This window comes from Streptomyces sp. NPDC048473, assembly GCF_043200155.1.
GTDB lineage: Bacteria > Actinomycetota > Actinomycetes > Streptomycetales > Streptomycetaceae > Streptomyces.
Window position 1 is genome coordinate 1 of record NZ_JBICXE010000052.1, and the last position, 25163, is coordinate 25163.

The window sequence follows — 25163 nt, forward strand, 5'->3', positions numbered from 1 at the left end:
ACTCCCGCAGAAGTCCACGCCGAGTACGAAGAGTTGCAGGCAGCGGCATAGGCAGAACCTCAACACCGCTGTCCGAGAAGCGCAGGGCCCCTCAAGGTGGCCTGTTGGTTGTCCCAGTCGACGGTAGCGGTGCCTCGTTGATGGGGATCAGCGATTTTCCCCGGTGCTTCCACTGTCGGGCGTGGCCGGCCGCCAACAGTGGGTCGCGAGCGTCGGCCCGCCGCACCGTCAAGCTGACCCCGCACCCCCTGCACAGCTGATGGCTCCAGCAGACGCCGTCCTACCAAACGGAGAACGCGGCGTACCTCGGACGGAGATCCACCGTACTGAGCAGTGGGGTGGTTCCCGCAGGTGCGGTCGGTGACGTTGGCTGAGTGCGGCATCCACGCCGTCACCCCCGCTGTTTTTGGGGCCCGCTATCGACGTCCGAACCGGTGCCGGCCCTTGAGCTTTTTGGCGACCTGGGCGACGACCTGCCGCAGGCCGACCTCGGGTTTCACCGGCCTGGAGCTGTGGCGGGCGGCCTCGGCCCACAGAGCGCACCTGCTGTGGCGAATCCGCTCCCATACCGCGCTGCCGGTTGCACCGAGCTCCCCGGCGGGTCGTACCTGTCGGACCTCGTTGCCGCCAAGGAGCGTCGCGAGCGCACTGATCCCACCGTGGTTCGGGCCGTCGAATACACCCTGGAGGACCGGGACGGCCCTACCCCGACTTACGAGCGGCTGAGCCCGGCCGCCCAGTCGAGTTGTTCGGAGTGAAACGCTCGCCCTGCGTAGTGGTGGTCTACGTTGTGGCCGCTGTTGTTGATCGTGTGTGCGGTCACCTGGGGAGCGGCGGCGAAGGCGGCGGCGAAGGCCGCGATGCTTTCCGGCGTCGAGTTCCACAGTCCCTCGTGTTCGGCGAGGCCGTAGTGGACCGGTACGTTCACGGCGGGCGCGAGACGGGCGAAGTCGCGGGGCCAGCCCTCGATGACCTCGTACAACTCGTCGACCGGGATCGGGGCGCAGGCGGGTTCGGCGGCTTTGAGCACGGCGGGGTCGTGGGTGCCTTCGGGGCCGTACATGAACCGCGCGCGGTCTTCGGATGTGAACTCGATCGACGTGCCGCGAGGGATGGCCTGCCAGGCGTCGGTGACTGCCTGCGGGGGGACGACGTGGATGGCGTTGATGGAGATTCCCAGCAGCGGCCAGGTGCGCGGCCCTGCCGCGATGTGTACTGCGATGGCCCCTCCCATGGAGTGGCCGACGAGCACGACGCCGGGGCAGTGTTCGTCCTGCTGCGTCCACAGGTCGGCGATGGTGTCGGTCAGCACCTCGGCGTTGCTGGCGAAGGAGACCTCGGTCAGCGGGTCGCTGCCGCCGTAGCCGGGTCGGTCCAGTGCCACGATGGGGAATCCGCGCTCCGCCGCGGCTGTGAACAGGGAGTGTCCGGGTACGTCGAAGTAGCCGCTGGTGTAGCTCCCGCCGGGGACACACACCAGGAGCGGGAGGCCGCTGGTGGAGCCGGTCTGAGTGAGGGCGCTGATTCGCGCTGTCCCGACAGTGAGGGTGATGTGTTCGGGCACGGTGACTCCGTTGTCTCGTGGCTGAGGTGTTGCCGGGCCCAGGAGGGGCTTGTCGGCGAGTTGTCGGAAGCGGGCAGGTCGCGGCCGGTCAGGTGGCGACGTCAGCGGGGGGACGGCCGGTGACGAGCTCGAGGTCGATGTCGGAGGGGGTCTCGGCGCGCCAGGCGATGTGCTGGTCGGGGCGTATGAGCAGGAACGTGTCGCGCCAGCGGTAGGACGCCGGGGCGTCGAGGACGGTGAGGGGCACCCCCTGCCGCCGGGCGGCCTCTTCCAGGTCCCGGACGGCGGCCGGCGCGCGGTGTGCCGGCCCGAGCAGCGTGAATCATGGTCCGAGATGATCGTAGAGGGAGGACCCGTCCGTCAGCCACGCGTGGGGCAGCCGCGCCCCCGGCTCGATCGACGGCGTGCAGGAGGTGGAATCGCCGCGGGCGGTGGTCGCGCCGGTGGGCTGGATCACGGGCGAGCCCGCGTAGGAGTAGCCCAGGACGAGTCCGAGGCTGTGGAACTCCGCGTGCTTGGCGGTTTGTATGGCGGTGGCGTCAGCGGCCAGGTCGCCGACGAGGCTGCGCATGTTGGATTCCGCCGTTGCGACGGTCTGTTCCACCACGCTGCGGCGTTCCGTCTCGTAGCTGGCCAGCAGCGCCTGGCCCGCCCAGCCGTGTGCGACTGCGGCGATCTTCCAGGCGATAAGTCCGAAGACACCGTCGAAGTCAGTGATGCGATGACCGGAGAGTGCGTCGCAGAACGTGACGCGCTGCGACCACGCCACCGGCAGTGGCGCCGTCTTCCTCACCTGCTCGGCCACTCCCCAGCGGCGCAGATGCTCCATGGTCCGCACGGTTGTGGTCTTCGCGCGCGGCCTCCTGTGGGAGACGGTTGGCCGCGGCTCGACGATGACGCAGTCGATGTTGTGCAAGGCCAGTTCGGCGGCTGCCGCGAGACCCGACGGTCCGGCCCCGACAATCAGCACCGTCGTTGGTGCCGAAAGATTCACGTTTCTACTCACGCGACGCATCCTTTGTCGCTTGTCTGCCACGTCCAATGGCGGTTCCATTGAGTGGAACACTCAGGAGGTCGCTCATGGCGGACGCGGACGCATCGCAGCGCGGGCGGCGGCCTTCGCAGGGTGAGCCGGTGCTCGACAGGGCCTTCCGGATCCTGGCGGCTTTCGGGCCGACGGCCCCGGCCTTGTCCCTGACATCGCTCAGCGTGCGGTCGGGACTGCCGAAGAGCACCACCTCGCGCATCGTCGGCAAACTGGCTGAGCTGGGCGTCCTGGACCGCACCGGCGACGGAAAATTCGCCGTCGGTCTGCGCATGCTCGAAATCGCTTCCCTGGCCCCGCGTGGCCACGGGCTGCGGGCGACCGCTCTGCCCTACCTCGAAGACCTGCACCACGCGACACAGCAGCACGTTCTGCTGGCCGTACGGGACGGGAGCACAGCCGTTCTCATCGAGCGCCTCTCAGCTCACGAGGCGGGGCAGGTGCTGTACCGGGTCGGCGGCCGCCTGCCCCTGCACTGCACGGCGGTGGGCCTGGTGCTGCTGGCGTACGCCTCCCCCGAACTTCAGGACGAGATACTCGCCGGCGACCTCGCTCTTCTCCCGGAAAACACCCAGATCGACAGCCGCGAACTGCGTACCCAACTCGCCGACGTGCGGCGAGAAAGGCTCGCAGTCGTCTCCCGCTCCCAGCCCGCCCCCATGACGTCGGTGGCGGCGCCCGTGTTCGGCCACGAGGACAGGGTGGTTGCCGCCCTTTCCGTGGTCGTCCCCTCGCAGACCACCGACGGGGCGTTGCTGCGACCTGCGGTCGTCGCGGTGGCCCGAGCGGTCACACGGGCGATCCAGGCACACGCAACAGATTCACTCCCACCCATTTGTCATAGCCAGGGGCACCGATCTCCGCCAGGGCTCCCCAGCGGCGCGGGGGCTTAGATGTCGAGACCGCCGTGCTCGGCGCCATGCAGGTTTCCGCCGCCGGCGACCTGGCCAACTGGACGGTCCCCGGCAAGACGGTCAAAGGCATTGGCGGCGCGACGGACCTCGTCCACGGCGCCCGCCGCGTGATTGTGCTGATGGAGCACACTGCGAAGGGCGGCTCGCCAAAGATCGTTCAGGAGTGCTCCCTGCCGCTCACCGGCAGGGGCTGCGTCCACCGGCATCATCACCGACCTGGCCGTCCTCGACATCACCAGTGGCGGGCCGATCCTGGCCGAGACCGCCCCCGGCGTCACGACCGAGGACGTACTCGCCGCTACAGCCAGCCCTGTACACCTCCCGGCGACCGTGGCCAGCCGCTGAGCCGCCCCCGGGCCCCCGCTTCGGACAGCCGCGCCCCGGGCCCATGAAGTGCCATCCGGCCGCACTGGTCCTTTCCGAGGCTGCCCTTGTCTCGCGGCCGGGCCAAAGTAGCCCCCGTAGGCACAGAGGGGCGCCACACCCAGAGCCTGCGCTGATCCGCTGACGCACGACCGTCGCCCAGGGGATGAGGTTGTGTACGAGTTCTTCACGCTCAGTTCCCGGGCAGAAGCCCTGCCGCTCGCGGAGAGCGGGACGCCACACGGAGGGTCCTGACCGTGTTGCGCACGACCTGTTCCTTCACCATCGCGGCCGGCTTCCCGGTGAGGCAGAGGTCGCGCGGTGAGTCGTCCTCCCGCACCAACTGGATCATCCCGTCGTGACGTCCGAGGCTGATGCACTGGGCCGTGTAGGAGAATTGCAGCGGCTTCGGATCCTCGCCGCGCAGGTCACGGACCACGGAGGCAGCAGCATGCGCGCCGAGCGGCAGAGCCGTGGCGCAGGCCATGCGTATGGGGCCGGAGGACGGTGTTTGCGCTGCGGCCGCATCGCCGGCCACGTATATGCCCGGGTGGGAGACCGAGCGCAGGGCAGAGTTCACCCTGATCTGGCCGCGGGGCTCGACGTCGAGGCCGGAGGCGATCGCGAGTTCCGTGTTGGGGACCATCGATGCCGACCAGACCACTACGTCCGCGTCGATGTCCTGCGGCCCGTTGACGCGACGATGCTCCTCGATGCGCACGCCTCGGTCGACGAGGACGGAACGGATGTGCGCGCGTGCCTTGTCCGAGACGCTCGGGGCGATCTCCCCGCCGGTGATGAGCTGCACCTGCCACCGCGGCTGGAATTCCGCGAGTTCCGTGGCCAGCTCGATGCCGGTCAGTCCGCCGCCGACCACTGCGAGGGAGCCGGGTCCGTCGAGCAGGCGCTTGTGCAGTTCAGCCGCCGACTCGGCAGTGTAGACACGCTCGTCTGAGGCACCGGGCCCACCGACACCTGCCGTGCGGCTGCCCAGTGCGTAGACCAAGCGGTCGTAACCGAGGACGCGACCGGTGTCGGTGTGTACCTCGGCGGAAGCAGTGTCGATGCGTGTGATCAGGGCCGGGATGTGCGTGACGCCTGCGGGCCGCAGGAACGTGCGCAGCGAGTGCGTCACGTCCGGCCGGCCGGTGGCCTTTTCGTGGAGGCGGACACGCTCGGTGAAGCGATCGGCCGGGTCGATCAGCGTGACCCGGACGTGGGGAGCGAGGTTCAGGGCGGCCCGCAGCCCTGCGTATCCTGCGCCTACGACGAGGACGTGTTCCTTGGTCGTGCTCTGGTTGCTCATGTTTATCTGACGATGTAGCCCCGACGAATGTGACGGCCCTGTCGTCATGTCCGCGAAGATGACATCAACAGCAAGACTCGGGCTGTGCTGTGGACACGCTCGCGGCGGTTCCGACGAGGAGACCGCTCAGCTCTTGCGCCGGCCACCTGTCCCACCGCCCTCGAAGTCGAAGTCACCGCAGAGAGCGGGAGCTTCTCGGACCGTCAGGCCGGCCGCTTTCCTGAAGCGAAGACGTGTCTGTCCCTCTTCCACGAGATGGCCGGCGATCGTGCAGTCGGCGACCGAGGGGGCCATGAGGGGGATGGGGCCCGCACGGAGACCCACGTGCTTCCTTCACCTGATTCCGCGGGTCCCCCTGGACACAGTGGCCATGAGAAGGGCCGGACAGGGCGTCTGCCCGGGCGCGGACCCGCTACCGCGCCCGGGCATACGCCCCGCGTCCCACCTCGGCTCGCCGTAACTGCTCGGAACAGCAGTAGGACGGGCCCGAGGGCCGCGTCATACCAGATCGGCCCTGGGGATTTTGTAGTGAGCGGCGCCGAGGATCGCTTCGGCGTCGTCGACAGGGGGATAGATCCACACTGAATTGACCGTCTGCTTGTACTCCTTGGCCTCCTGGCCGGTCATCTGGACCACGCGGTCCCACCCGAGGGTCACGACCGCGCCCGCAGGGCCGAGGTCCAGGCACGTGGCGTAGGGGTCGGGTTCGAAGCTGACCGGATCCAGTCCCAACAGGTCAGCGGCCACGTTGGCGCCGGCGAACTTGCCCTGGGGGGTGGCGTGCTGGCAACTCTGCATCACCACATGCCCTTCCTCCGCCAGTGCCGCGGCGGTGTCCCCGGCGGCATACACGTCCGGGACGCCGATGACGCGCTGGAACTCGTCGACTGCCAGTCGGCCCAGCCTGTCTCGTTCCCCGGGGATCTGGGCCGTGAGAGGGCTCGCCTTCGCGCCCGCCGTCCAGACGGTCGTGGCCGAGGGGAGCGATGTTCCGTCGGAGAGGAGTACGCCATGAGGCGTCATCAAAGCCAGACTCACTCCGAGGCGCAGCTCGACGCCAAGCTCGTTCAGCGCGGCGAGAATATGCGGCCGGGGTCCCTCGCCGAGCTCGGGCCCCACCGCGTCCTCACGTTCGACGAGTACGACCCGCACGTTGTCGTCCGGTCCTGCGAGTTCGCGCAGTCGGCCCGTCAGTTCGGTGGCGGTCTCCAGCCCGGTGAAGCCCGCACCGATGACCACGGCAGTGAAGCGGGCTTCGTCGGCGGGCAGGCGCGGAAGGCGCAGCAGATGCGCCTCGAGAGCAGCAGCGCCCGACAGCGTGTCCACATCGAACAGGTGCTCCGCTCCGGAGAACTGCGGGCGCACGACCTGGCTCCCGGACGCGAGAACCAGCCGGTCGTAGGACAGGACCTCGTGGCTCCCGTCACGCCGGACCACGGAAACCTCGTGCCCGTCGGTGTCGATGTCGGTGACGGTTGCGGCAACGCGACGAACGCCGATGGGGCCGAGGATACGGTCGAGCGCAACACGCATCCGGTCCGGACCGGCCTCGTAGAGCCGCGGACGCATGACCAGGTCATCACCCGCGCTCACAAGCGTCACGCGCAGTTCGGACTCGTCGGCGCCTGCCTCGATGCGCTGGCGCACGATACCGGCGGCGGTCCACACTCCTGCGAATCCGCCACCCACAATGACGACCTCATACATACGGTGGCACCTTTCGTTCATAGCTCTAGTGCTTCGGAGCCTCGGCTATCCTGCGGCCGATCCAGGGCCGCACGCCTTTGGCATACAGATAGGACGACACAGCCCGCAGGAACGTGACAGGGAAGAGTGCGCACACACTCATGTCGCGACGTGCCGGTCACCGGTTGCGGCTCGGACGTCCCGTGACTCGCACGGCCGGTGCTGGGCTGCGGTGGAGAACAACTTCAGGCGGAGCCGTCGGGCTCCCATTGCCCCGGCTGGGCCGCGGGCGTCGTGGATGTCGGGGCTGTGCCGCGGCCATGCGTGCCCATGGCCGCGAGGTGGAAGCGGATGCTGCTGAGCTGGGAGGAGGCGTCCACCGTCTCGTCCGGATACGGCTCGATCAGACCGGCGGCCGTGAGCACTCTCCGCGAGGTGCCCCCCCCCACGGGCAACGGCAGTCCCAGCCGGGCGCGCAGTCTCGGCGTCGCTTGAAGTTCAGCCGCCGCCGACACGCAGGGTCCCCGAGCTCTCGCGAACGGGCCAGCTCGAGTGGCATGACGGCATCACCCAGTGCCCAACCGGCCCGGGCGTGTGCCACGGTGCGGCGCCAGATGCCCAGCAGCCCGGGCCGGTCGGGCACACACGTCGGCAATATCGCGATGGATCTGCTCCGGACTGCGCAGGTCAGACAGCAGAGCAAACAGTGTCGCCGACGTCCCCTGCGGAGTAGCGAGGGCGAGAGATCTGGGTTCAGTCGGCAGAACCTCGGTCAGCCGCTGGTGATGCCCAGGCGACTGGACTGCGCCTCATCGAAGACGGCTGCCAGAACCAAGCCGGCCCCGGCTGGATTCCCCCGATCCGGCCGGGACTACTTCATGCCCGCAGCGGCTCAACTTTAAGTTAATTAGTAATAATTATTGACAGGGTGTGGATGTGGCATCACAGTCTTCGTCGTGGCGCTGCCCCGTGAGACGGGAGTGCGGCGCCCGTCATCCCCAACTCTCGGGAGTATCAAGTGACTTCGCATCGTGCAGGGATGGTGCTTGCCCGTCGGGCCGTTGCCGTGCTGGGGGCCGCCGCACTGGTATCGGTGGCTGTACCTGCGGCGCAGGCTGAACACAGGGCCGCGCAAGCCCCGCCGCGCTACGACAGTGGGCCCGCCCCGACGCCGTACATGGGCTGGAACACCTACTACGCCCTCGGCGCTCCGACGGAGGTTCAGGTCAAGGGGGTTGCCGACTACCTGGTCAGCAGCGGTCTCAAGGACAGCGGCTACGACATCGTGTGGCTCGACGGCGGCTGGCAGGCGGATGTTCCGCGGGACAGCGAGGGTCGGTTGGCCGCGCACCCCGGCCGCTTCCCCTCCGGCATTCCCGCGCTGGTCAGCTATCTGCACCAGCGCGGGCTGAAGGCCGGGATCTACACCGATGCCGGTACCTACGACGGCGGCAAGACCTGTGGCCTCGGCAGCCGCGGCCACTACCAGGACGACGCCGACCAGTTCGCCGGCTGGAAGGTCGACGCCATCAAGGTCGACTTCCTCTGCGGGATCACCGAGAAGATCGACCCGGGGCCGGCGTTCAAGGAATTCAGCGACGCCGTTGCCAAGTCCGGCCGTCGCATGCTGCTCAATCTGTGCAACCCGCTCACCGACGACTGGGGGCTCCCGCACACCCTGGCGCAGGACGCGCACAACGCCTATGTGTACGGACCGACGACCGGCGACTCCTGGCGCACCGGTACTGACACCGCCTGGGGCAACCCGACGCCCGGCCAGTGGCCCAACATCCTGCGCAGCATGGACGCCAACGCCTGGCACCCCGAGGCGCAGGGGCCCGGCCGCTACAACGACCCCGACTACCTCATACCAATGCGCAAGCTGGCGGACGGTTCGTACGAGCTGACCGAGGAGGAGTCCACCACCCAACTGGTGATGTGGGCAGAAATGGGCTCCCCGCTGGTCGTCGGTTCCGACCCGCGTACGCTGCCCCAGTCGATGATCGACACCCTGCGTAACCCGGAGATCCTCGCCGTCGACCAGGACCCCCTTGCCATCCAGGGTGTGCGCGTCGCCACGGACGCCACCGGTGATGTCTACAGCAAGGTGCTCCGGGGTTCCGGTAAGCGTGCGGTTGTGCTTCTCAACCGCTCGGACCGGCCGGCCGAGCGCACCGTACGGTTCGCTGACGCCGGGCTCGCAGGCGAGGTCGCCGTGCGGGACCTGCGGGCCAGGAAGGGCCGCGGCACCCACTCCGGTACCTACACCCTGGCCGTGCCCGCGCACGGCACGGCGTTCCTCTCGCTCAGCGGCGCGGACGACGCGCCCGGCGCGTCGCTCGGGGCGCGGACCGACGCCAGTCTCGCCCTCGTCCGGGACGGTGACCGGCTGTCCGCGTTCACACGGGGCACGGACGGCTCGCTGCGGCAGCAGACCGGCCGGGACGGCCATTGGTCCTCGGCGACCACTGGTCTCGGCGGTCCCACGGGTGGCCGGATCGTCGGGCAGCCCGCCGCCTACGCCACCTCGCCCGGCCGTATCGATGTCTTCATGCGCGGCACGGACGGCGCCGCATACCGGCTGAGCCATCGTGACGGAGGGTGGGGTAGCTGGCAGAAGCTCGGCGGACAGCTCGCCGACGCCCCGGACGTCGCCTACGAGGGCCCGGACAGCTGGACGCTCTTCGCGCGGGGCTGGCTGTTGATCAGTGCGCGCTGCTGGCCGCCGTCGACCCATGCCTGACGGAACTCGTCGAGAGTGAAGGAGTGCGGCAGGCTGCCGACGCCGTGGGCGGCCACATCGTCGAAGGACCGGGTGCTGGTGACCAGGACGAGCACGATGGGCAGCAGCCACAGGGCGGAGAGCAGCGCGCCGGCGGCAACACCCCCTGGGTGGCCTCCTCCTGGTTCGACTACCTCAACATCCGGATCAACGGGGCCGCCTACCACCGCGAACTGCTCGCAGGCAAGTACCGCTTCGACGACCCCGAGGTCCGCAAGGTCTTCGACCGCTGGGGCGAGGTCATCATGCCGCTGGCCAGACCCGCCATGGCCGCACTGAGCGCCCTGTCGTTCACCTGGATCTTCAACGACCTGCTGTGGGCCATCACCGTACTGCGCACCGACAGCCAGATGCCGATCACCGCCTCGCTGATCGGACTGCAGGGGCAGTACGTGTCCATGTGGAACGTCATTGCCGCAGGCTCCGTCATCGCCGCCGTCCCGACCGTCGTCGTATTCCTCAAGTTCCAGCGTCACTTCGTCGCCGGACTCAAGAGGAGCAGTGAAGTGACCCCGCACGACCGGTGGCTGCTGCGCACCGAGAACACCGTCTACGCGGTACGGATCGCCGGCCAGGGACGCTGGGCCGAACTCGACGTCTGGGGTCCCCGCGGTGCCGAAACCGGCCCTTCGCCCTTCGAGCACCCGCACCGCACCCACTTCCTCACCCGCGCGGACGCCGCCCCCGCCGAGTACATCCCACACGGCCTGCGGCCCTTCACCGGAGCCGACTTGGTGGCCCGGCGTCCCAGCGGGGAACGGGGCATCTGGTGGACGTTCGACACCGCCACGCACGACGGCGACCGCGCGCTGCGCCTCGACTTCGTCGACGAGGAACTGGGGCTGCGCACGGCGCTCTGCTACGAGACCGTGCCCGGCACCGATGTGCTCCTCCGCTGGACAGAGCTGACCTGTGCCGGTGACGAGGATCTGCGGCTGGAGCGCATCGACTCGGCGGCTGTGAACATCCCCATCGCAGGCGGCGCGCGGCTCACATACCTCACCGGCCAGTGGTCCCAGGAATTCCAGCGCACCCAGCTGGAACTCACCCGCGGCCGCTTCGAGTTGTCATCCACCCAGGCCGTGCCCGGCCATGCGTACGCACCCTGGCTCGCTGTCCAGGACGCCGGAGAACCGGACGAGGGGAACACCCCCACATACGGCATAGCCCTGGAGTGGCCCGGGAACTGGCACATGGCCGCGGACGTTGAGCCCGGCGGCGCCGTCCGTGTCCGCGCGGGCCGCGTGCCTCATGAGGGCGTCGTCCGCCTCGTCCCCGGTGCCACACTCACCACCCCCCGGCTGGCCTGCGCGTTCAGCCCGGAAGGGCTCGACGGACTGGCCCGCGTCTGGCACACCTACGAACGCCGGCTCAGCGGCGAACGCATCAACCGGCCCCGCAAGGTTCTCTATAACTCCTGGGAAGCGACCGGCTTCGACGTCGATGCCGTCGGCCAGCTGGAACTGGCAGAGATCGCCGCCGGGATGGGGGCCGAGCTGTTCGTCGTCGACGACGGCTGGTTCACGGGACGGCACGACGAAACCGGGGGACTCGGCGACTGGCACCCGGACCCGGCGAACTTCCCCGACGGCTTCGACGACTTCATCGACCAGGTCCGCGCCACCGGCATGGACTTCGGCCTCTGGGTCGAGCCCGAGGCGATCAGCCCCCAGTCTGCGCTGTACGCCGAGCACCCGGAGTGGGTCTACCGCATCGACGGACGGCCCGCCACGCTGGTGCGCGAGCAGCTCCTGCTCGACCTGGGCCGCGAGGACGTCCAGGAATTCGTCATCACCACCCTCGACCGGCTGCTCGGCGACCACGCCATCAGTTATCTCAAGTGGGACATGAACCGCCCGCCCACCGAACGAGGCCGGCCGGGCGCCGGCCCCGTCGAGGAGCAGGACCTGGACGCCGCACACGTCGCCGGATATCTGCGCGTGCTCGACCACCTGCGTGCCCACCACCCGCAGGTCACCGTCGAAGGGTGCGCTGGTGGTGGCGGCCGGATCGAGCACGCCACCCTCGCCCGTACCGACGTGGTGTGGCCGAGCGACAACACCGCGCCGCTGGACCGCCTCGCCATCCAGTACGGCTATCTGCACGCGCACGCGCCGCACACGATGAGCTCCTGGGTCACCGACTCACCGGGCGTCTTCGACCCGCGACCCCGGTCCCTGGCCTTCCGCTTCGTCACCGCCATGGCCGGTGTCCTCGGCATCGGAGCCGACATCCGCACATGGTCGGGAGAGCAGCGCTCCGAAGCGGCACGGTGGGTGGAGTGCTACAAGGAGATCCGCGACGTCGTCCACCACGGCGAGGTCCGGCTGCTGAACACGCCGTCCGACGCCGGCTGCGGCGTTCAGTACGAGGAGCCGGGCGGCGCCCGCATCGTCGTCACCGCGTGGAACACCGGACGTCTGGACGGCGCGCCCCTGGTTCCCGGGCGCCCCGCCCGACTGCGGCTGCGCGGCCTCGACCGGACCGCCCAGTACACGGACCAGGACACCGGCACCCTCTACAGCGGAGCCCATCTGATGCATTCCGGGCTGCCGTTCGCCTGGACCGCGCAGTACGACGCGGAACTGGTCGTTCTGCTCCGGCAGTAGTCGTCAGCCGCCGCAACGTCACTAAAGTCGCCGAATACTGATCACGAACCCCGAGGAGTCGACCCACCCCATGAACGGAACCACCCGCTTCGCCGACCAGATTGCCGTGGTCACCGGAGCCGCCTCGGGCATCGGCGCGGCCACCGCTGAACGGCTCGCCGCCGAAGGCGCCGCCGTGATCCTCGCGGATATCGCGGCAGCACCCGGCGAACGCGTCGCCGCGGGCATCCGCGAACAGGGCGGCCGTGCGCTGTTCGTCCGCGCGGACGTCGCGGACCAGGGCGACTGGGAGCGGATCGTGTCCGCCGCGCACACCTTCGGGCCGGTCTCCGTACTCGTCAGCAATGCCTTCACCGTGGACGTCGCCCCCGCGCACGAGATGACCGTCGCGTCCTGGGAGCGCCAGCTCGCGGTCAATCTCACCGGCGGGTTCCTCGGCTTCCGGGCCGTGCTGCCCGACCTGCGCGCCCACCACGGCGCCGTCGTCCTGACCTCCTCCGTCCACGCACACAAGGGCATCCCCGGCCACCCCGCGTACGCGGCGTCCAAGGGCGCGCTGCTGTCGCTGTGCGGACAGCTCGCAGTGGAGTACGGGCCCGAGGTCCGGGTCAACGCGGTGCTGCCCGGCCCCATCCTCACCGGGGCCTGGGACCGGGTCCCGGAGGAGGACCGGCAAAAAAGTGTCGCCGAGACCGCCGCACAGCGCTTCGGGACCCCGCAGGAGGTCGCCGCGGCCATCGCCTTCCTGACCGCCCGGGAAGCCTCCTACATCACCGGCTCGAGCCTGCTCGTCGACGGCGGCTGGTCCGTCGTCAAGGCCTCGGCCTGACCGCCGCCGCCCCCCTATCCCACCAGCAGAAAGGCACAACGACATGACGCCATACGCGCGCCGCGGAGTGCACGGCCAGACCGTGGAGACTCTTGCGCGCCGGGTGCTCAGCGGCGAGATCCCCGAAGGGGCAACACTTGATCTCATCTCGCTGCAGGACGAGCTGGACGTCAGTCTGACCGCCCTGCGGGAGTCTTTGAAGGTCCTCGCAGCCAAGGGGATGGTCGACGCACGCCAGAAGCGCGGCACCTTCGTCCGGGCACGCTCCGACTGGAACCTCCTCGACGCGGACGTGCTGCGCTGGCAGTTCGCCGGCGGCACGGGTACCGGTGCCGACCTGGCCCTGCTGCGCAACCTGGGTGAAGTCCGCGGCATCATCGAGCCGGCCGCGGTCCGGCTGGCCGCCGAACGCCGCACCGACGCCGACCTCGACGCACTGGAGGCGGCCCTGACAGCGATGGGCGAGGACGAGGGTGGGGCGGCGCACGCAGTCGAGGCGGACCTCGCCTTCCACCGCGCGCTCCTCGCAGCCACCCACAACGAACTGCTCGAACGCATGGAGATGGTCATCGAGTCCGGTCTCGCGCACCGCGACGAAATAGTCCACAGCACCCTCCGCGGCGAGGACCCGGTACCCAGCCACCGAGCCGTCCTGGACGCCGTGCGCGACCAAGAGCCGGAAGCCGCCGAGCGCGCCATGCGCGCCCTGCTCGACCAGGCAGTCCGCGATCTCGACCGGGTCCACGGAAGCGAGAGCGACACCGCGGCGACGACCACGGACACCACGCACAAGGGGAGCTCGACCCGGTGAAGATCACGCGCATCGAGACGTTCCTCGTCCCGCCCCGCTGGCTGTTCTGCCGGATCGAGACCGACGAAGGAGTAGTCGGCTGGGGCGAACCCGTGGTCGAGGGCCGGGCCGAAGTCGTTCGCGCAGCGGTCGATGTCCTGGCCGAATATCTGATGGGCCAGGACCCGCTGCGGATCCAGGACCACTGGCAGGTACTCAGCAAGGGCGGCTTCTACCGCAGCGGCCCGATACTCTCCAGCGCCGTCGCCGGAATCGACCAGGCCCTGTGGGACATCGCAGGCAAGGTGTACGGGGCGCCCGTGCACGCCCTGCTCGGCGGGGCGGTACGCGACGAAGTCCGGGTCTACGCCTGGGTGGGAGGCGACGAACCCGCCCGGCTCGCCGAGGAGATCACCGCCCAGGTCGAGGCGGGCTTCACCGCCGTGAAGATGAACGCGGCAGGCCGTACGTCACCGATCCCCACCCTGGCCGAAACGACTGCCGTCGTCGACCGTGTGGCCGCGGCCCGTGAGGTCCTGGGTCCCGACCGCGATGTGGCCATCGACATGCATGGCCGGTTCGGACCGGCCGCGGCCCGACGGGTCCTCCACGCCATCGAGCCACTGCACCCGCTGTTCGTCGAGGAACCCCTGCTGCCCGAGCAGGGCCACCTGCTCGCCGGGCTCGCGGCTGCCACGTCCGTACCCATCGCCACCGGTGAACGGCTCTACGGGCGTGGCGAGTTCCTGCCCGCCCTCAACGCGGGCATCGCCGTCGCCCAGCCGGACCTCTCGCACGCCGGCGGCATCTCCGAGGTCCACCGGATCGCCTCGCTCGGCGAGACGTACGGCGTACAGGTCGCCCCACACTGTCCGCTCGGTCCGATCGCCCTCGCCGCGAGTCTCCAGATTGCGTTCTGCACCCCGAATTTCCTCATCCAGGAGCAGAGCCGGGGTATCCACTACAACAAGGACGCCGATCTGCTCTCGTACGTCGTGGATACCGACCCGTTCCGCTTCGTCGCCGGACAGGCGCTGCGCACCGCACTCCCGGGACTCGGCATCTCCGTCGACGAGGACGCCGTACGCGCAGCCGACCGCACCGGGCATGCCTGGCGCAACCCGGTGTGGCGCCACCCCGACGGGTCGTTCGCCGAATGGTGAGCCACCTGCCCCCGATCCGGATCACCACCGACCCGGCCCACGGCGGACGCTGGACCTCGCTGCGGGCGGCCAGCCGCGAATGGCTCTGGCACCGTGAGGAACCGCGCCGCCCAGGGGCCGTGCCCGGCGACGCCTTCGCCGACGCGGGCGGCCTGGAGGAGTGCGTTCCGACAGTCCGGGGCGTCCCCGACCACGGGGACACCTGGGCCAGGGCCTGGCAGCGGGACGGTGACACCGAGTCTGTCGACTGCCCGGACTTCCGGCTCAGCCGCTGGATCCGCCACCAGGAGCGGCGGGCGGTGGTCGACTACCGGCTCACCGCCCGGCCCGGCTACCGCTTCCTCTGGGCGGGACACGCGCTGCTGGATGTCTCCGAGCACGCGCACCTCGGCATTCCCGACGGGACGCCGACCCGGGTCTACCCGGGCGGCGGATCACGGTGGACACCCCGCACCTGGCCGTCGTGGGCGGCGGAGTCGACCACGCTCGACCGGCTGGGGCCCGACGACGGCACGGCCGTGGGCGCGATCGTCGACACCTCGCAGGTGAACGTCCACGACGGCACCGCCACGCTGCGTCTGGCCGTCGAGGCCGAGGGCCAGCCGGTGTCCGTCGCCCTGTGGCGCAACCTCCATGGCTTCCCCGACGACGAGCCCTACCGCTCCATCGGGGTCGAACCGATGCTGGGACGCGTCTTCGATCTCGCCGCAGCCGGGGACGGCGACGCGGCGTGCGTGGCGGACAGCGGGGAAGTCCGGTGGCGGCTCACCGTGAGCGCGGGAACGGAATGAACGAACGTGACAGCACCTCAGACTGGGAAGGAACCCCGCACATGGATCTGCTGACCGCGCTGCGTACCCACCGGATCGTCGCCATCGTGCGCGGCGACGACGCGGACGCCGCACTCAGGACCGTCCTCACCCTCGCAGAGGAGAACATCCCGCTCATCGAGGTCTCGCTCAGCGGCAAGGACGCGCTCGGCGTCATCCGCCGGGCCCGCACGGCTCTCGGCCCCGCTGCTGCGCTCGGCGCGGGTACCGTCCTGACCGCGCGGGACGCGCAGGAGGTCCACGAGGCGGGCGCCGCCTTCGTCGTCACCCCGGCCGTCTGCGAGGGGATCACCGAAGCGAAGCGACTCGAACTGCCCGTTCTCGCCGGGGTGATGACCCCCACCGACATCGTCGCCGCGCAGCGGCTCGGCGCCGACGCCCTCAAGATCTTCCCGGCGGCGCAGGCGGGCGGCCCCGAGTATGTGCGGGCACTGCGCGGTCCGTTCCCGACCGCGCCGTTCGTGCCCGTCGGGGGAGTGGACGCCGAAGCGGCCCGCACCTACCTCGCGCATGGCGCGACCGCCGTGGGAGTCGGTTCGCCGCTCATCGGTGACGCCGTCGACGGCGGCAGCGTCGACGCCCTGCGCACCAGGGCCCGCGCCTTCCTCGACGCCGTACGCGCCACCGCCCCTGCGGCAGCCGGACGATGACGGGCGGCGAACCTGTCGCGTGCTGGACCGACCGGCTCGAACTCGGCGAGGGGATACGCGCGCTCGACGGTCGGATCGTCCTCGTCGACATCCTCTCCGGACGGCTGCTCGCCGCGCCCGACGACCGTACGGCGCCGCTCGAACCACTGGTCCACCTGCCCGAGCCGCTGGGCGCGGTCGCCCCGGTCGATGGCCGTCCCGGCAGCTGGATCGCCGCCGCAGGCACGGGCATCTGCCTGATCGGACCCGACGGGACCCCCGACTGGCTGGCGCGCCCCGAGGACGGGGCGGCCGCGGTGATGCGGATGAACGACGCGAGCGCCGACCCGCACGGCAGGTTCTGGGCGTGCAGCATGGCCTACGACGCGCGCGAGGGCGCCGGTTCGCTCTACCGCGTCGACCACGACGGCACGGTGACCCGCGCACTGGACGACATCACCGTCCCCAACGGCCCCGCGTTCACCGCCGACGGCACCGTGATGTACCTCGCCGACAGCGCACACGGCGTCATCCGCCGCTACCCGGTCGACCCGGACACGGGCCTGCCGGGCGCGCCCGACACCTTCGCCGTATTCGGTGAGGGCAGCCCGGACGGAATGACGGTCGACGCCGAGGGTGCCCTGTGGACCGCGGTCTGGGGCACGGGCACCGTCCACCGCTACCGGCCCGACGGCGCACTCGACCGCCGGGTCACGGTCCCGGCGGTCCAGCCGGCCGGGGTCTGCCTCGACGGGGACACGCTCCTCGTCACCAGCGCCCGGCACGGCCTGACCGCCCCGGGACCACTGGACGGAGCGGTGTTCGCCGTGCGCGTCGACGTCCCCGGACTGCCCACCGCCGTCTACCGCCCGAAGAGGTCCGCATGAACGACCTCCACGACGCCCACACGTGGCGGCCGGCCCACGGCCCGGTGACCTGCATCGGCGAGACCATGGCCGCCCTCGTGCCGGATCCCGTCGCCCCGCTGGACGGCGCCGACCTGCTCCGTGTCCGTATCGCCGGCGCCGAGTCCAATGTCGCGATGTACCTGGCCGACCACGGGGTGCCCGCGCGCTGGGTGTCCGCCCTCGGCGACGATCCGTTCGGCCGGCGGATCCGCGACGAAGTGGCCGCGTCCGGCGTCGACATCAGCGGCGTACGCACCGATCCGCACCGCCCGACCGGACTTCTCGTGAAGAACCCCGGCCCCGGCGGAACCAGGGTCCACTACTACCGACGCGGCTCGGCCGCCTCTGCCCTGGACCCGAGCCTCCTCGACGACGAGGCCGTGCGTACCGCGGGGCTCATCCATCTGAGCGGCATCACTCCCGCGCTCTCACCGGACTGCCTGGCCCTGGTCACCGCGCTGCTGCGGCCGACGCCCGGGACACGTCCGCGCCCCATCAGTTTCGACGTCAACCACCGGCCGGCCCTGTGGAGCGACGGTACGGCCGCCGCCGTGCTCCACGGCTTTGCGAACCGGGCGGACATCACGTTCGTCGGACTCGACGAGGCGCAGACCCTGTGGGGGAGCGGGCTGGCCGAGGCCGCCGACGTTCGGTCCCTGTTGCCCGGACCCCGCATCCTTGTGGTCAAGGACGGCGGGCGCGCCGCGACGGCATTCGAGTCCGCCCGGGTCCACACCGTGCCCGCGCCGAAGGTCGAGGTCGTCGAGCCGGTCGGGGCCGGTGACGCGTTCGCGGCCGGGTTCCTCGCGGGGCTGCTGCGCGGCGAGGACACCGTACGGGCCCTGCGGCTCGGACACCTCACGGCGGGCGCCGCGCTCAGGGTGACCGGAGACCACGGCCCGCTGCCGGACCGTGGCCGTATCGCCGAGCTCCTCGATGCGTCCACTGAGCTGTGGGCGTGAGAACGGGTCAGCCCGCGGCGCGCGGGATCACCGTGGACAGCACCGAGGTGAGAGCGACCAGCCGGCGCCTGATGACGGACGTGGGCCGCCCCGCCAACAGGGCGAGGCGGTCCAGAGCCTGAGCCTGCGTCGGGTTGTTGGCGCCGACGGCGGGTGCCACATTGTGCGCATCGGCTCGTCCAGCCCTCCGAGAGCTGATCACCTGGGCCGCGATCACCCTCTCGACGAGGCGAGAGTCCGCCTGATCGGCGATACAGCAGGACATGACCCCACTTCGGTGGTTTCGGTCGTCTCCGGCTCGGGGGCCACGCCCGTCACCGTGGCTGCCTTCCGGTCATCTGTCAGATGATTGACGTCCACTCAGGCGGCCGGTGCCGCCGATGTGGGTGTATCGGTCCTGAACTCGCCGGCATCGCTGGTGGGCCATGCTTATGCGGAATGCGGTGCCCCCCGTTATGGACACCGCGGGCCACGGCTGCGGAGTTGGGGCGGCGTCCGCCGCCGGTTCCACTCGAACCAACTGCGCCTCACGACGCAAACAGAACGTGAGCCAGATCCGTAGCTCACCGACAAAGCCACTCGACCGCCGGTCAGAAGGTGGACTCCAGTTGCAGCAGGCGATCAGTGGCGTTCGCTCGGGTGCAGGCGCTGCTCGGTCCAGATGGATTTCCCGGTGGGGGTGTAGCGGACGCCCCAGCGGGTGACGAGCCGTGCGGCGATGTACAGGCCCCGGCCGCCCTCGTCGATGTCTCGGGCGCGCCTGATGTGCGGGGCGGTGCTGGAGGGATCGGAGACCTCGCATGTCAGCCTGTCGCTTTCGCGGATCAGGCGCAGGGTCGCGCCGCCGCCGCTGTAGCGGATGGCGTTGGTGACAAGTTCGCTGACTACCAGCTCGGTGGTGAAGGCGAGTTCGTCAAGGCCCCATTCGCTGACTCGGTCGACGGCGCTCTGGCGGCTGCCGGCAACTGCCGCTGGGTCGGCCGGTACCTCCCATGACGCGGTGTCTTCGTCGGGGACTCCGCGTACCCGTGCGAGCAGGAGGGTGACGTCATCGCGCAGGGTGTCCGGGGAGATTCCGGCGACCAGGCGGGACGCTGCCACTTGCAAATCACCGTCACTGGGGTGGGCCGCGGCCAGTTGCTCGCGGAAGGTCGCCATTCCGCGGTCGATGTCGTGCCACGGGTGTTCGATCAGGCCGTCCGAGTAGAGCGCGAGAACGTCGCCGTCTTGTAGATCAACCTCGGTGACCTCGAATGCCAGGCCACCCACGCCCAGCAAGGGGCCCGGGACGAGGGGAATGTACTCTGCCGTGCCGTCGGCCCGGACGAGCGCTGGTGGCGGATGCCCCGCACTGGCCACGGCGCAGCGCCGTGTGGTCGGGTCGACAACCGCGTAGACGCAAGAGCTGCCGGAGACATCCTTCTGACCGGGCGCGTCGCCCTCTGCAAACTGGATGACGAGGTCATCGAGGTGGGTGAGCAGCTCATCGGGCGCGAGATCGAGATCGGCGAGCGTCCGCACAGCCGTGCGCATCCGGCCCATGGCGGCGGCGGCATGCACACCATGGCCGACGACGTCGCCCACTACCAGCGCCACACGGGCGGAAGACAGGGGGATGACGTCGAACCAGTCCCCGCCCAGGCCGCCCGCCGCCCCGGCACCGCACGGCAGGTAGATCCCGGCCGTCTCGCCTGCTGTCATGACGCCCTGCTTCTGCGGCAGCAGACTTTGCTGCAGTGCCAGCGCCATGCGGTGTTCGCGCGTGTAGCGGCGGGCGTTGTCTATGCTCACTGCGGCGTAGGTGGCGAGCCATTGCAACAGCCGCAGATCAGCATCGGTGAAGGGGTTCCTTCGCCATACTTCGATGCTGCCCAGGAGCAGCCCGGGGTGCTCAAGAGCGTCGCCCCTTCTTTCCGTGACCAGGGGGGTGCACAGCAACGACAGCTCTTCGTCATCCCCGTCTATCGGGACGAAGGCCCTGACTATGTCGGGGTTGTGGCCGCAGGCGGCGTCGAAGTGCGAGCGACCGGAGATCGTAAATCCCTTTCCGGCCTGGAAATTCCTTATCACCGCTTGGTCAGGGACACTCGGAAGATCACCGCCTACCAGAACGTAGCCTTCCGGCCACTGCCTGTCTGCGGGCGCGACCGCGGTACGACGCATCGCCAGGTCCCCGCCCCCGGTCCGTTCCGGTGGTTCCTCCCCGTCGTAAATTTCCCTGGCCAGGTTCACGGTCGCGAAATCGCCCAGCCCCGGGACCACGAGGTCGGCCAGACGTTGAGCCGTCGTTTCCACGTTCAAGGACGCGCCGATCGACGCCACGTTCGAAAGCGGCTCCAGCTGCCTCCATGCTTGGTCTGCAGCGTTGTCCAGCACCTGGCCGCCCTCTGAGCCATCCGGGTCAGGAATCATCGCTTTCATGCATTTATTTTATGACCTGCCCGAATCTGGCGGGCTCTGCTCGCTACTGCGCGGCCCGAACGCCGTTGACCGGCGGGGGACCGCCACCAGGGGCCTTCCCGGCTGCCACCGCCGGTCAACGGACCTGAGCGAGCCGGCCCCACGAAGGTGGAGCTGAGCACGATCGCCATGGCCACGACGAAGGTCGCGACATATGCCGCCGATGGGCTGGGTGCTCCGGAGCCCGCCTGGGATCTGATCCCGCGCGTTCCGGTTCCCCCCTTCGACTGCCAGCCAGGCAGCCGGCATGAAGGTCCGAGTCGAGGTGCGCGACAGTAACCCGCGCCCGCCCGTCATCGCCGCCATCATGGGTTTTGAGGAAGCAGCAAATGATCAGGCCGAGACCGGGCGCGGTCTGATCATCGTCGATGCCTTGGCGTCCACCCGGGGCAGCGGCAGCTCCCCCGTCGGCCGCGGCAAGACAACCCGGTTCGAACTCGGTGTCTGGTCGTAGAGCTCCTCCGTAAAGCGCGGTCTCGCCCGGCGCAATGCGTCACCAGCCGCTGCGGGAGACCATGGAAGCACCAGAAGAACGGGGAACATCCAGCGCCGTAGGGCCAGCGCTGGACGCGCGCCGTGCCGGTAAGAAGAAGCACCTGGGATGAGTGCAGCCGGATCCTTCGTACCGGCAGGGTCTGACGCTATGAAGCCCCTGGCGCACAAAACACTGCCTCGACGCAGACGGGTGACGGCCCACCGCACCTCGGTGGCGCTGTTTCGTTATAGGGGCATGAACACGAAAATCCGGTACGCCAGTCTCGGTCTCTTGGCCGTGGTCGCGCTGTACACAGGCATCTGGGCCTACTTCTCCCCGAAGAAGTGGCACGAGAATTTCCCCGGCTTCGGACTGAGCTGGCTGCCTCAGCTGGGCCCGTACAACGAGCACCTGGCCAAGGACGCCGGGGCCTTGTTCCTTGCGTTGGCCGCGCTGACGATCATCACTCTGCGCTACGTTCGTGACAACCGGTTCGTGCAGACGACGGGTGCAGTGTGGCTGGTCTTCAACGTGCTGCACCTCACCTACCATATGCAGCATCTCGACATGTACGACACGACCGACCAGGTACTCAACGTTGTCTTCCTGTCCGCGCTGGTGTTGCTGTCGGCGCTCCTTCTTGTGCCGTTGCGCCCCGGGCGGCGGGACGACACACGATGACGTGAGGGACCATCGGGGCAATGGAAGACCCGTCACGCGGGTAGCAGCGGCAGGCGGGACCGGGCTGTTCGGACGGTATGTGGTCAAGGAGCCGGCCGCGGCAGGGCAGGAGCCCATGGTGCTGGCCCGGTCACGAGGTGTTGACCTCTCGGGCGCGGGACTCGATGCCGCCAGGGTGGGAGTGGAAGCGATCGTCCACGTGAGTAACGTGACGACCACGAGCGGCAAGAAGGGCGCTCTCGTTCTTCGCGCCGGTTACTGCGGGCCCGGCACCCGTGTCGGCTGCTGCTGCCGGTGAGATTCTGGGGCAGTCAGTCCTTCGAGGAATGGCTGCCCCGGAACATCCCACGGGGAGGATGAAGAAGCCGTGCCGCCACCCGGAACCGCCCAGGACCCCACCCTCGGCTCCCTGATGGCCGAGTACTGTGGATTGCTCAACCTCGGCTACCGCATGCTTGGTTCCGTGCAGGACGTCGAGGACGTCGTTCAAGAGACGTACGCCCGCTGGTACGGGCCTGACCGAGGAGAAGCAGCAGGCGATCGGCGTTGCGCCGGCGTGGCTGACCCGGGTCGCCTCGCGGATCTGCCTCGACCACCTCGCCTCGGCGTGGGTCCGCCGTGCGTGTTACACCGGTGGATGGCTGCTGGGGACTTCACCGAGCCCTCCACGCAGAGCACCGCATCCGTCGGTTCGAACAGTTCATCGCGCCAAGCGGTCAGGCACGCGTAGAACTCGCCCCGGATGACGCCTCCGCGCCACCCACCGCTGTCAGGGCGGTGAGCGTGTTCGCGGCCACCTGGTCGGTTTGCACCTCAAGAGCTCCGGAAGGAGCCGACGAGGGAACCGCTCCGATCGAGCGGGCACTGCCCCGCCAAGTGGGCCGTACGACCAGTCTCCACCACGGTGATGTGGTGATAGCCGGGCGTCTCACGAAACTTTTCGGGGTTGAAGCGGGTGATCTTCGCAGTCATGCCTGTGAGTCCGACGGGCTCGCTGTTGCCACGCATCGCATCCAGCACCGGCCTGCAGTTAGAGGAGAACGCCTATGCGCGGGTGAGTCGTGCTGCCCAGTCGAGCTGTCCGGTGTGAAACGCCGGTCCTGCGTGATGGTGGTCTACGTTATGGCCACTGTTGTTGATGATGTGTGTCGTTATCTGCGGGGCGGCGGTGAAGGCGCCGGCGAAGGCAGAGATGTTATCCGGCGTCGAGTTCCACAGCTGCTCGTGTTCGGCGAGGCTGTAGTGGACCGCGACGTTCACGCGGGGTGCGAGACGGGCGAAGTCGCGGGGCCACCCCTCGATGACCTCATGCAGCTCGTCGACCGGAATCGGGGCGCACGCGGGTTCGGCGGCCGACAGCACGGCGGGGGAGTGCGTGCCTTCGGGGCCGTACATGTAATGGGCGCGGTCCTCGGAGGTGAAGTTGATCGTCGTGCCGCGCGGGATGGCCTGCCAGGCGCCCGTGACAGTTTGCGGGGGGACATCGTGAATGGCGTTGATGGAGATTCCCAGAAGCGGCCAGCGCGGATGCCTGGCCGCGATGTGCACCGCGATGGCTCCTCCCATGGAGTGACCGATGAGCACGATGCCGGGGCAGGTTTTCTCCTGTCGTGCCCACAGGCCGGCGATGGCATCGGTCAGGACACTGGCGTTTCCAGCGAAGGAGACATCGCCGGGCAGCGGGTCGCTGGCACCGTAGCCCGGTCGGTCCACTGCCACGATGGGGAATCCACGTTCGCCCGCGGCGGCGAACAGGGAGTGGCCGGGCACGTCGAAGTAGCCACTGTTGTAACTGCCACCGGGAATGCACACCAGGAGCGGGAGGCCGCTGGAGGATCCTGTCTGAGCAATGGCGCTGACGCGCGCTGTCCCGGCGGTGAGGGTGATTGACTCGGGCACGGTGACTCCTTGGTCTGGCGGTTGGGTGCTGCCATGCCGCTCGGAAACTGATCGGTATGGCTCTGCGAAGGGCGGATTCAGCCCTTCGGATGGCGGCGACGGCCGGTGACGCTGATCGGGGCGGGCGTACAAGCAGGAATGTCTCGAGCGGTGGAACGCAGGGGCGGCGAGGATGCTGAGCGGCACTTCGTACCGCCGGGTGTCGAAGCCACAGCTACGTCACTGCTCCTGGTGCATGCGCGCGAGGCGGGAAAAGAGGCGGTGGGCGTTGCGAGTGGTGAGGGCACGCCACGTGTCGTCGCCGGGTTGTGGTGCGGCCGCGATCGAGGCGATCTGGGCATCTACGCCTGCGACGGGTGTCCAGCAGTAGTCACTACCGTAAAGAAGCCGGTTGTTGCCGACAACGGCTGTCAGGGCGGGGATCTGGTGAGGGAAGGGGGTGCCGGCCATGTCGAACCAAAGGCGGCTCACCTGCTCGGGGATGAAACGGCCCTCGGCGCCTTCTGAGAAGACACTGCGGAACAGTTCCATCCGGTCGGTCAGGAGCGGCAGGGCCCCGCCGCCGTGCGAGACGATCCACGGGATGTCGGGGTACCGCTGGAATACGCCACTGAACAGGAGATCGCTCACTGTACGGGTGGAGTCGAAGATGAATTCGAGCATGGGGCGGGGCCTTCCCAGCGCGACATCCTCGGCGTGGGGCGGTGAGGTGGGGTGGAGGAAGACAGGGGTACGACGGCGGTTGAGCTCCGCGTACAGCGGCTCGTAACTCGCGTCGCCGAGGTAGACGCCGTGGGTATTCGTCTCGACGGTGACTCCGTCGCTGCCGAGGTGGTCCATGGCGTAGGCAACCTCGGCGAGCGCGCCGTCCACGTCCGGCAGCGGGAGTGAGGCGAAGTGGCCGAACCTGTTGGGGTGTTCGCGGCGTACGGCTGCGGCCGATTCGTTCACGTGGCGGGTCAGAGCACGGGCTTCGGAGTCGTCGCCGAAGTGGGTGCCAGGGGAGGATATCGACAAGAGCGAGATCTTCACTCCCCATCGGTCCATCAGCCTGATGTGTGCCTCGGCGCTCCAGGTGGGCCAGGCGCCCATGCCGTCCGGGTGGATGTGCCCGGCAGCGCGCGCTGCATGGACGTAGTCGGGCGTCAGGAAGTGTGCATGCGTGTCGACCAGGGGAGTTGGGCCGGTCATCGGTGGGCTGCCTTCCGGTTGGTGATGTGGTCGAGGAGACTGTGGCGCGATCGTGCGGTGGCGAACCGGCGGGACTC

Annotated in this window: 21 protein-coding genes and 3 pseudogenes; 13 read left to right on the forward strand and 11 right to left on the reverse strand. The window is 69.2% G+C overall.

Translation table 11 applies throughout. The features are described from left to right. Positions 1-712: 712 nt before the first annotated feature. From ACGFU7_RS41110 to ACGFU7_RS41120, 3 genes are all read right to left on the reverse strand, one after another. Positions 713-1564: an alpha/beta hydrolase gene (locus ACGFU7_RS41110; RefSeq protein WP_393703197.1), complete on the reverse strand. Its 852-nt coding sequence runs from the start codon at positions 1562-1564 to the stop codon at positions 713-715. A gap of 88 nt (positions 1565-1652) precedes the next feature. Further along, positions 1653-1880, reverse strand: coding sequence for a hypothetical protein (locus tag ACGFU7_RS41115; RefSeq protein ID WP_393703261.1), 228 nt, complete (start codon positions 1878-1880; stop codon positions 1653-1655). A 6-nt stretch (positions 1881-1886) separates the two neighbouring features. Beyond that, positions 1887-2570, reverse strand: coding sequence for an FAD-dependent monooxygenase (locus ACGFU7_RS41120; RefSeq protein WP_393703199.1), 684 nt, complete (start codon positions 2568-2570; stop codon positions 1887-1889). Positions 2571-2644: 74 nt separating this feature from the next. Between ACGFU7_RS41120 and ACGFU7_RS41125 the strand changes: the two genes are divergently transcribed. Beyond that, the gene (locus tag ACGFU7_RS41125; protein WP_393703201.1) at positions 2645-3502 is read left to right on the forward strand and encodes an IclR family transcriptional regulator; all 858 of its coding nucleotides are present in this window, start codon (positions 2645-2647) and stop codon (positions 3500-3502) included. Further along, positions 3490-3868 (forward strand): annotated as a pseudogene (locus tag ACGFU7_RS41130) (CoA-transferase); the annotation flags it as partial. The gene ACGFU7_RS41125 and the pseudogene ACGFU7_RS41130, both read left to right, overlap by 13 nt. 211 nt (positions 3869-4079) lie before the next feature. Here ACGFU7_RS41130 and ACGFU7_RS41135 read toward each other — a convergent pair. The 3 genes from ACGFU7_RS41135 to ACGFU7_RS41145 all read right to left on the reverse strand — a co-directional run bounded on the left by ACGFU7_RS41135 (position 4080) and on the right by ACGFU7_RS41145 (position 7303). Further along, positions 4080-5192, reverse strand: coding sequence for an NAD(P)/FAD-dependent oxidoreductase (locus tag ACGFU7_RS41135; RefSeq protein ID WP_393703203.1), 1113 nt, complete (start codon positions 5190-5192; stop codon positions 4080-4082). Positions 5193-5690: 498 nt separating this feature from the next. After that, the gene (locus ACGFU7_RS41140; protein WP_393703205.1) at positions 5691-6899 is read right to left on the reverse strand and encodes an NAD(P)/FAD-dependent oxidoreductase; all 1209 of its coding nucleotides are present in this window, start codon (positions 6897-6899) and stop codon (positions 5691-5693) included. Between the two features lie 224 nt (positions 6900-7123). After that, positions 7124-7303 (reverse strand): hypothetical protein, encoded by a 180-nt coding sequence (locus ACGFU7_RS41145; RefSeq protein ID WP_393703207.1) that lies wholly within the window; start codon positions 7301-7303, stop codon positions 7124-7126. A gap of 614 nt (positions 7304-7917) precedes the next feature. On the opposite strand from ACGFU7_RS41145, the pseudogene ACGFU7_RS41150 reads away from it, so the two are divergent. The 9 genes and pseudogenes from ACGFU7_RS41150 to ACGFU7_RS41190 form a co-directional block, all read left to right on the forward strand. After that, positions 7918-9573 (forward strand): annotated as a pseudogene (locus tag ACGFU7_RS41150) (glycoside hydrolase family 27 protein); the annotation flags it as partial. Positions 9574-10166: 593 nt separating this feature from the next. Then, positions 10167-12269 carry an alpha-galactosidase gene (locus ACGFU7_RS41155; protein WP_393703263.1) on the forward strand — a complete coding sequence of 701 codons (2103 nt, stop codon included), beginning with the start codon at positions 10167-10169 and terminating at the stop codon, positions 12267-12269. A 70-nt stretch (positions 12270-12339) separates the two neighbouring features. Then, positions 12340-13098 carry an SDR family NAD(P)-dependent oxidoreductase gene (locus ACGFU7_RS41160; RefSeq protein WP_393703209.1) on the forward strand — a complete coding sequence of 253 codons (759 nt, stop codon included), beginning with the start codon at positions 12340-12342 and terminating at the stop codon, positions 13096-13098. A gap of 43 nt (positions 13099-13141) precedes the next feature. Further along, positions 13142-13909 (forward strand): FadR/GntR family transcriptional regulator, encoded by a 768-nt coding sequence (locus ACGFU7_RS41165; RefSeq protein ID WP_393703211.1) that lies wholly within the window; start codon positions 13142-13144, stop codon positions 13907-13909. Continuing rightward, positions 13906-15051: a galactonate dehydratase gene (gene dgoD, locus ACGFU7_RS41170; protein ID WP_393703212.1), complete on the forward strand. Its 1146-nt coding sequence runs from the start codon at positions 13906-13908 to the stop codon at positions 15049-15051. The genes ACGFU7_RS41165 and dgoD overlap by 4 nt, the downstream gene beginning before the upstream one ends. Further along, a complete protein-coding gene (locus ACGFU7_RS41175) occupies positions 15045-15842 on the forward strand; it encodes a hypothetical protein (protein WP_393703214.1) in 798 nt (265 codons plus the stop codon). The genes dgoD and ACGFU7_RS41175 overlap by 7 nt, the downstream gene beginning before the upstream one ends. 41 nt (positions 15843-15883) lie before the next feature. After that, complete coding sequence (locus ACGFU7_RS41180; RefSeq protein WP_393703216.1) at positions 15884-16531, forward strand: bifunctional 4-hydroxy-2-oxoglutarate aldolase/2-dehydro-3-deoxy-phosphogluconate aldolase; 648 nt, start codon at positions 15884-15886, stop codon at positions 16529-16531. Further along, a complete protein-coding gene (locus ACGFU7_RS41185; RefSeq protein ID WP_393703218.1) occupies positions 16528-17397 on the forward strand; it encodes an SMP-30/gluconolactonase/LRE family protein in 870 nt (289 codons plus the stop codon). Before ACGFU7_RS41180 ends, ACGFU7_RS41185 begins: the two co-directional genes overlap by 4 nt. After that, complete coding sequence (locus tag ACGFU7_RS41190) at positions 17394-18380, forward strand: sugar kinase (RefSeq protein ID WP_393703220.1); 987 nt, start codon at positions 17394-17396, stop codon at positions 18378-18380. The genes ACGFU7_RS41185 and ACGFU7_RS41190 overlap by 4 nt, the downstream gene beginning before the upstream one ends. 7 nt (positions 18381-18387) lie before the next feature. Here the strand turns inward: ACGFU7_RS41190 and ACGFU7_RS41195 are convergent, their stop codons facing one another. Both ACGFU7_RS41195 and ACGFU7_RS41200 read right to left on the reverse strand, forming a co-directional pair. Then, complete coding sequence (locus tag ACGFU7_RS41195; RefSeq protein ID WP_393703222.1) at positions 18388-18645, reverse strand: hypothetical protein; 258 nt, start codon at positions 18643-18645, stop codon at positions 18388-18390. Between the two features lie 356 nt (positions 18646-19001). Then, on the reverse strand, positions 19002-20801 hold the full coding sequence (locus ACGFU7_RS41200) for a SpoIIE family protein phosphatase (RefSeq protein WP_393703224.1): 1800 nt from the start codon (positions 20799-20801) through the stop codon (positions 19002-19004). Between the two features lie 286 nt (positions 20802-21087). Here ACGFU7_RS41200 and ACGFU7_RS41205 point away from each other — a divergent pair, with 286 nt between their 5' ends. After that, positions 21088-21294: a hypothetical protein gene (locus ACGFU7_RS41205; RefSeq protein ID WP_393703226.1), complete on the forward strand. Its 207-nt coding sequence runs from the start codon at positions 21088-21090 to the stop codon at positions 21292-21294. A 276-nt stretch (positions 21295-21570) separates the two neighbouring features. After that, positions 21571-21996: a hypothetical protein gene (locus tag ACGFU7_RS41210; protein ID WP_393703228.1), complete on the forward strand. Its 426-nt coding sequence runs from the start codon at positions 21571-21573 to the stop codon at positions 21994-21996. A gap of 758 nt (positions 21997-22754) precedes the next feature. Here ACGFU7_RS41210 and ACGFU7_RS41215 read toward each other — a convergent pair. From ACGFU7_RS41215 to ACGFU7_RS41225, 3 genes and pseudogenes are all read right to left on the reverse strand, one after another. After that, positions 22755-22968: pseudogene (locus ACGFU7_RS41215) on the reverse strand (RidA family protein); the annotation flags it as partial. 72 nt (positions 22969-23040) lie between these two features. Beyond that, positions 23041-24027: an alpha/beta hydrolase gene (locus tag ACGFU7_RS41220; RefSeq protein ID WP_393703230.1), complete on the reverse strand. Its 987-nt coding sequence runs from the start codon at positions 24025-24027 to the stop codon at positions 23041-23043. An 87-nt stretch (positions 24028-24114) separates the two neighbouring features. Then, positions 24115-25086, reverse strand: coding sequence for an amidohydrolase family protein (locus tag ACGFU7_RS41225; RefSeq protein WP_393703232.1), 972 nt, complete (start codon positions 25084-25086; stop codon positions 24115-24117). Between the last annotated feature and the right edge of the window lie 77 nt (positions 25087-25163).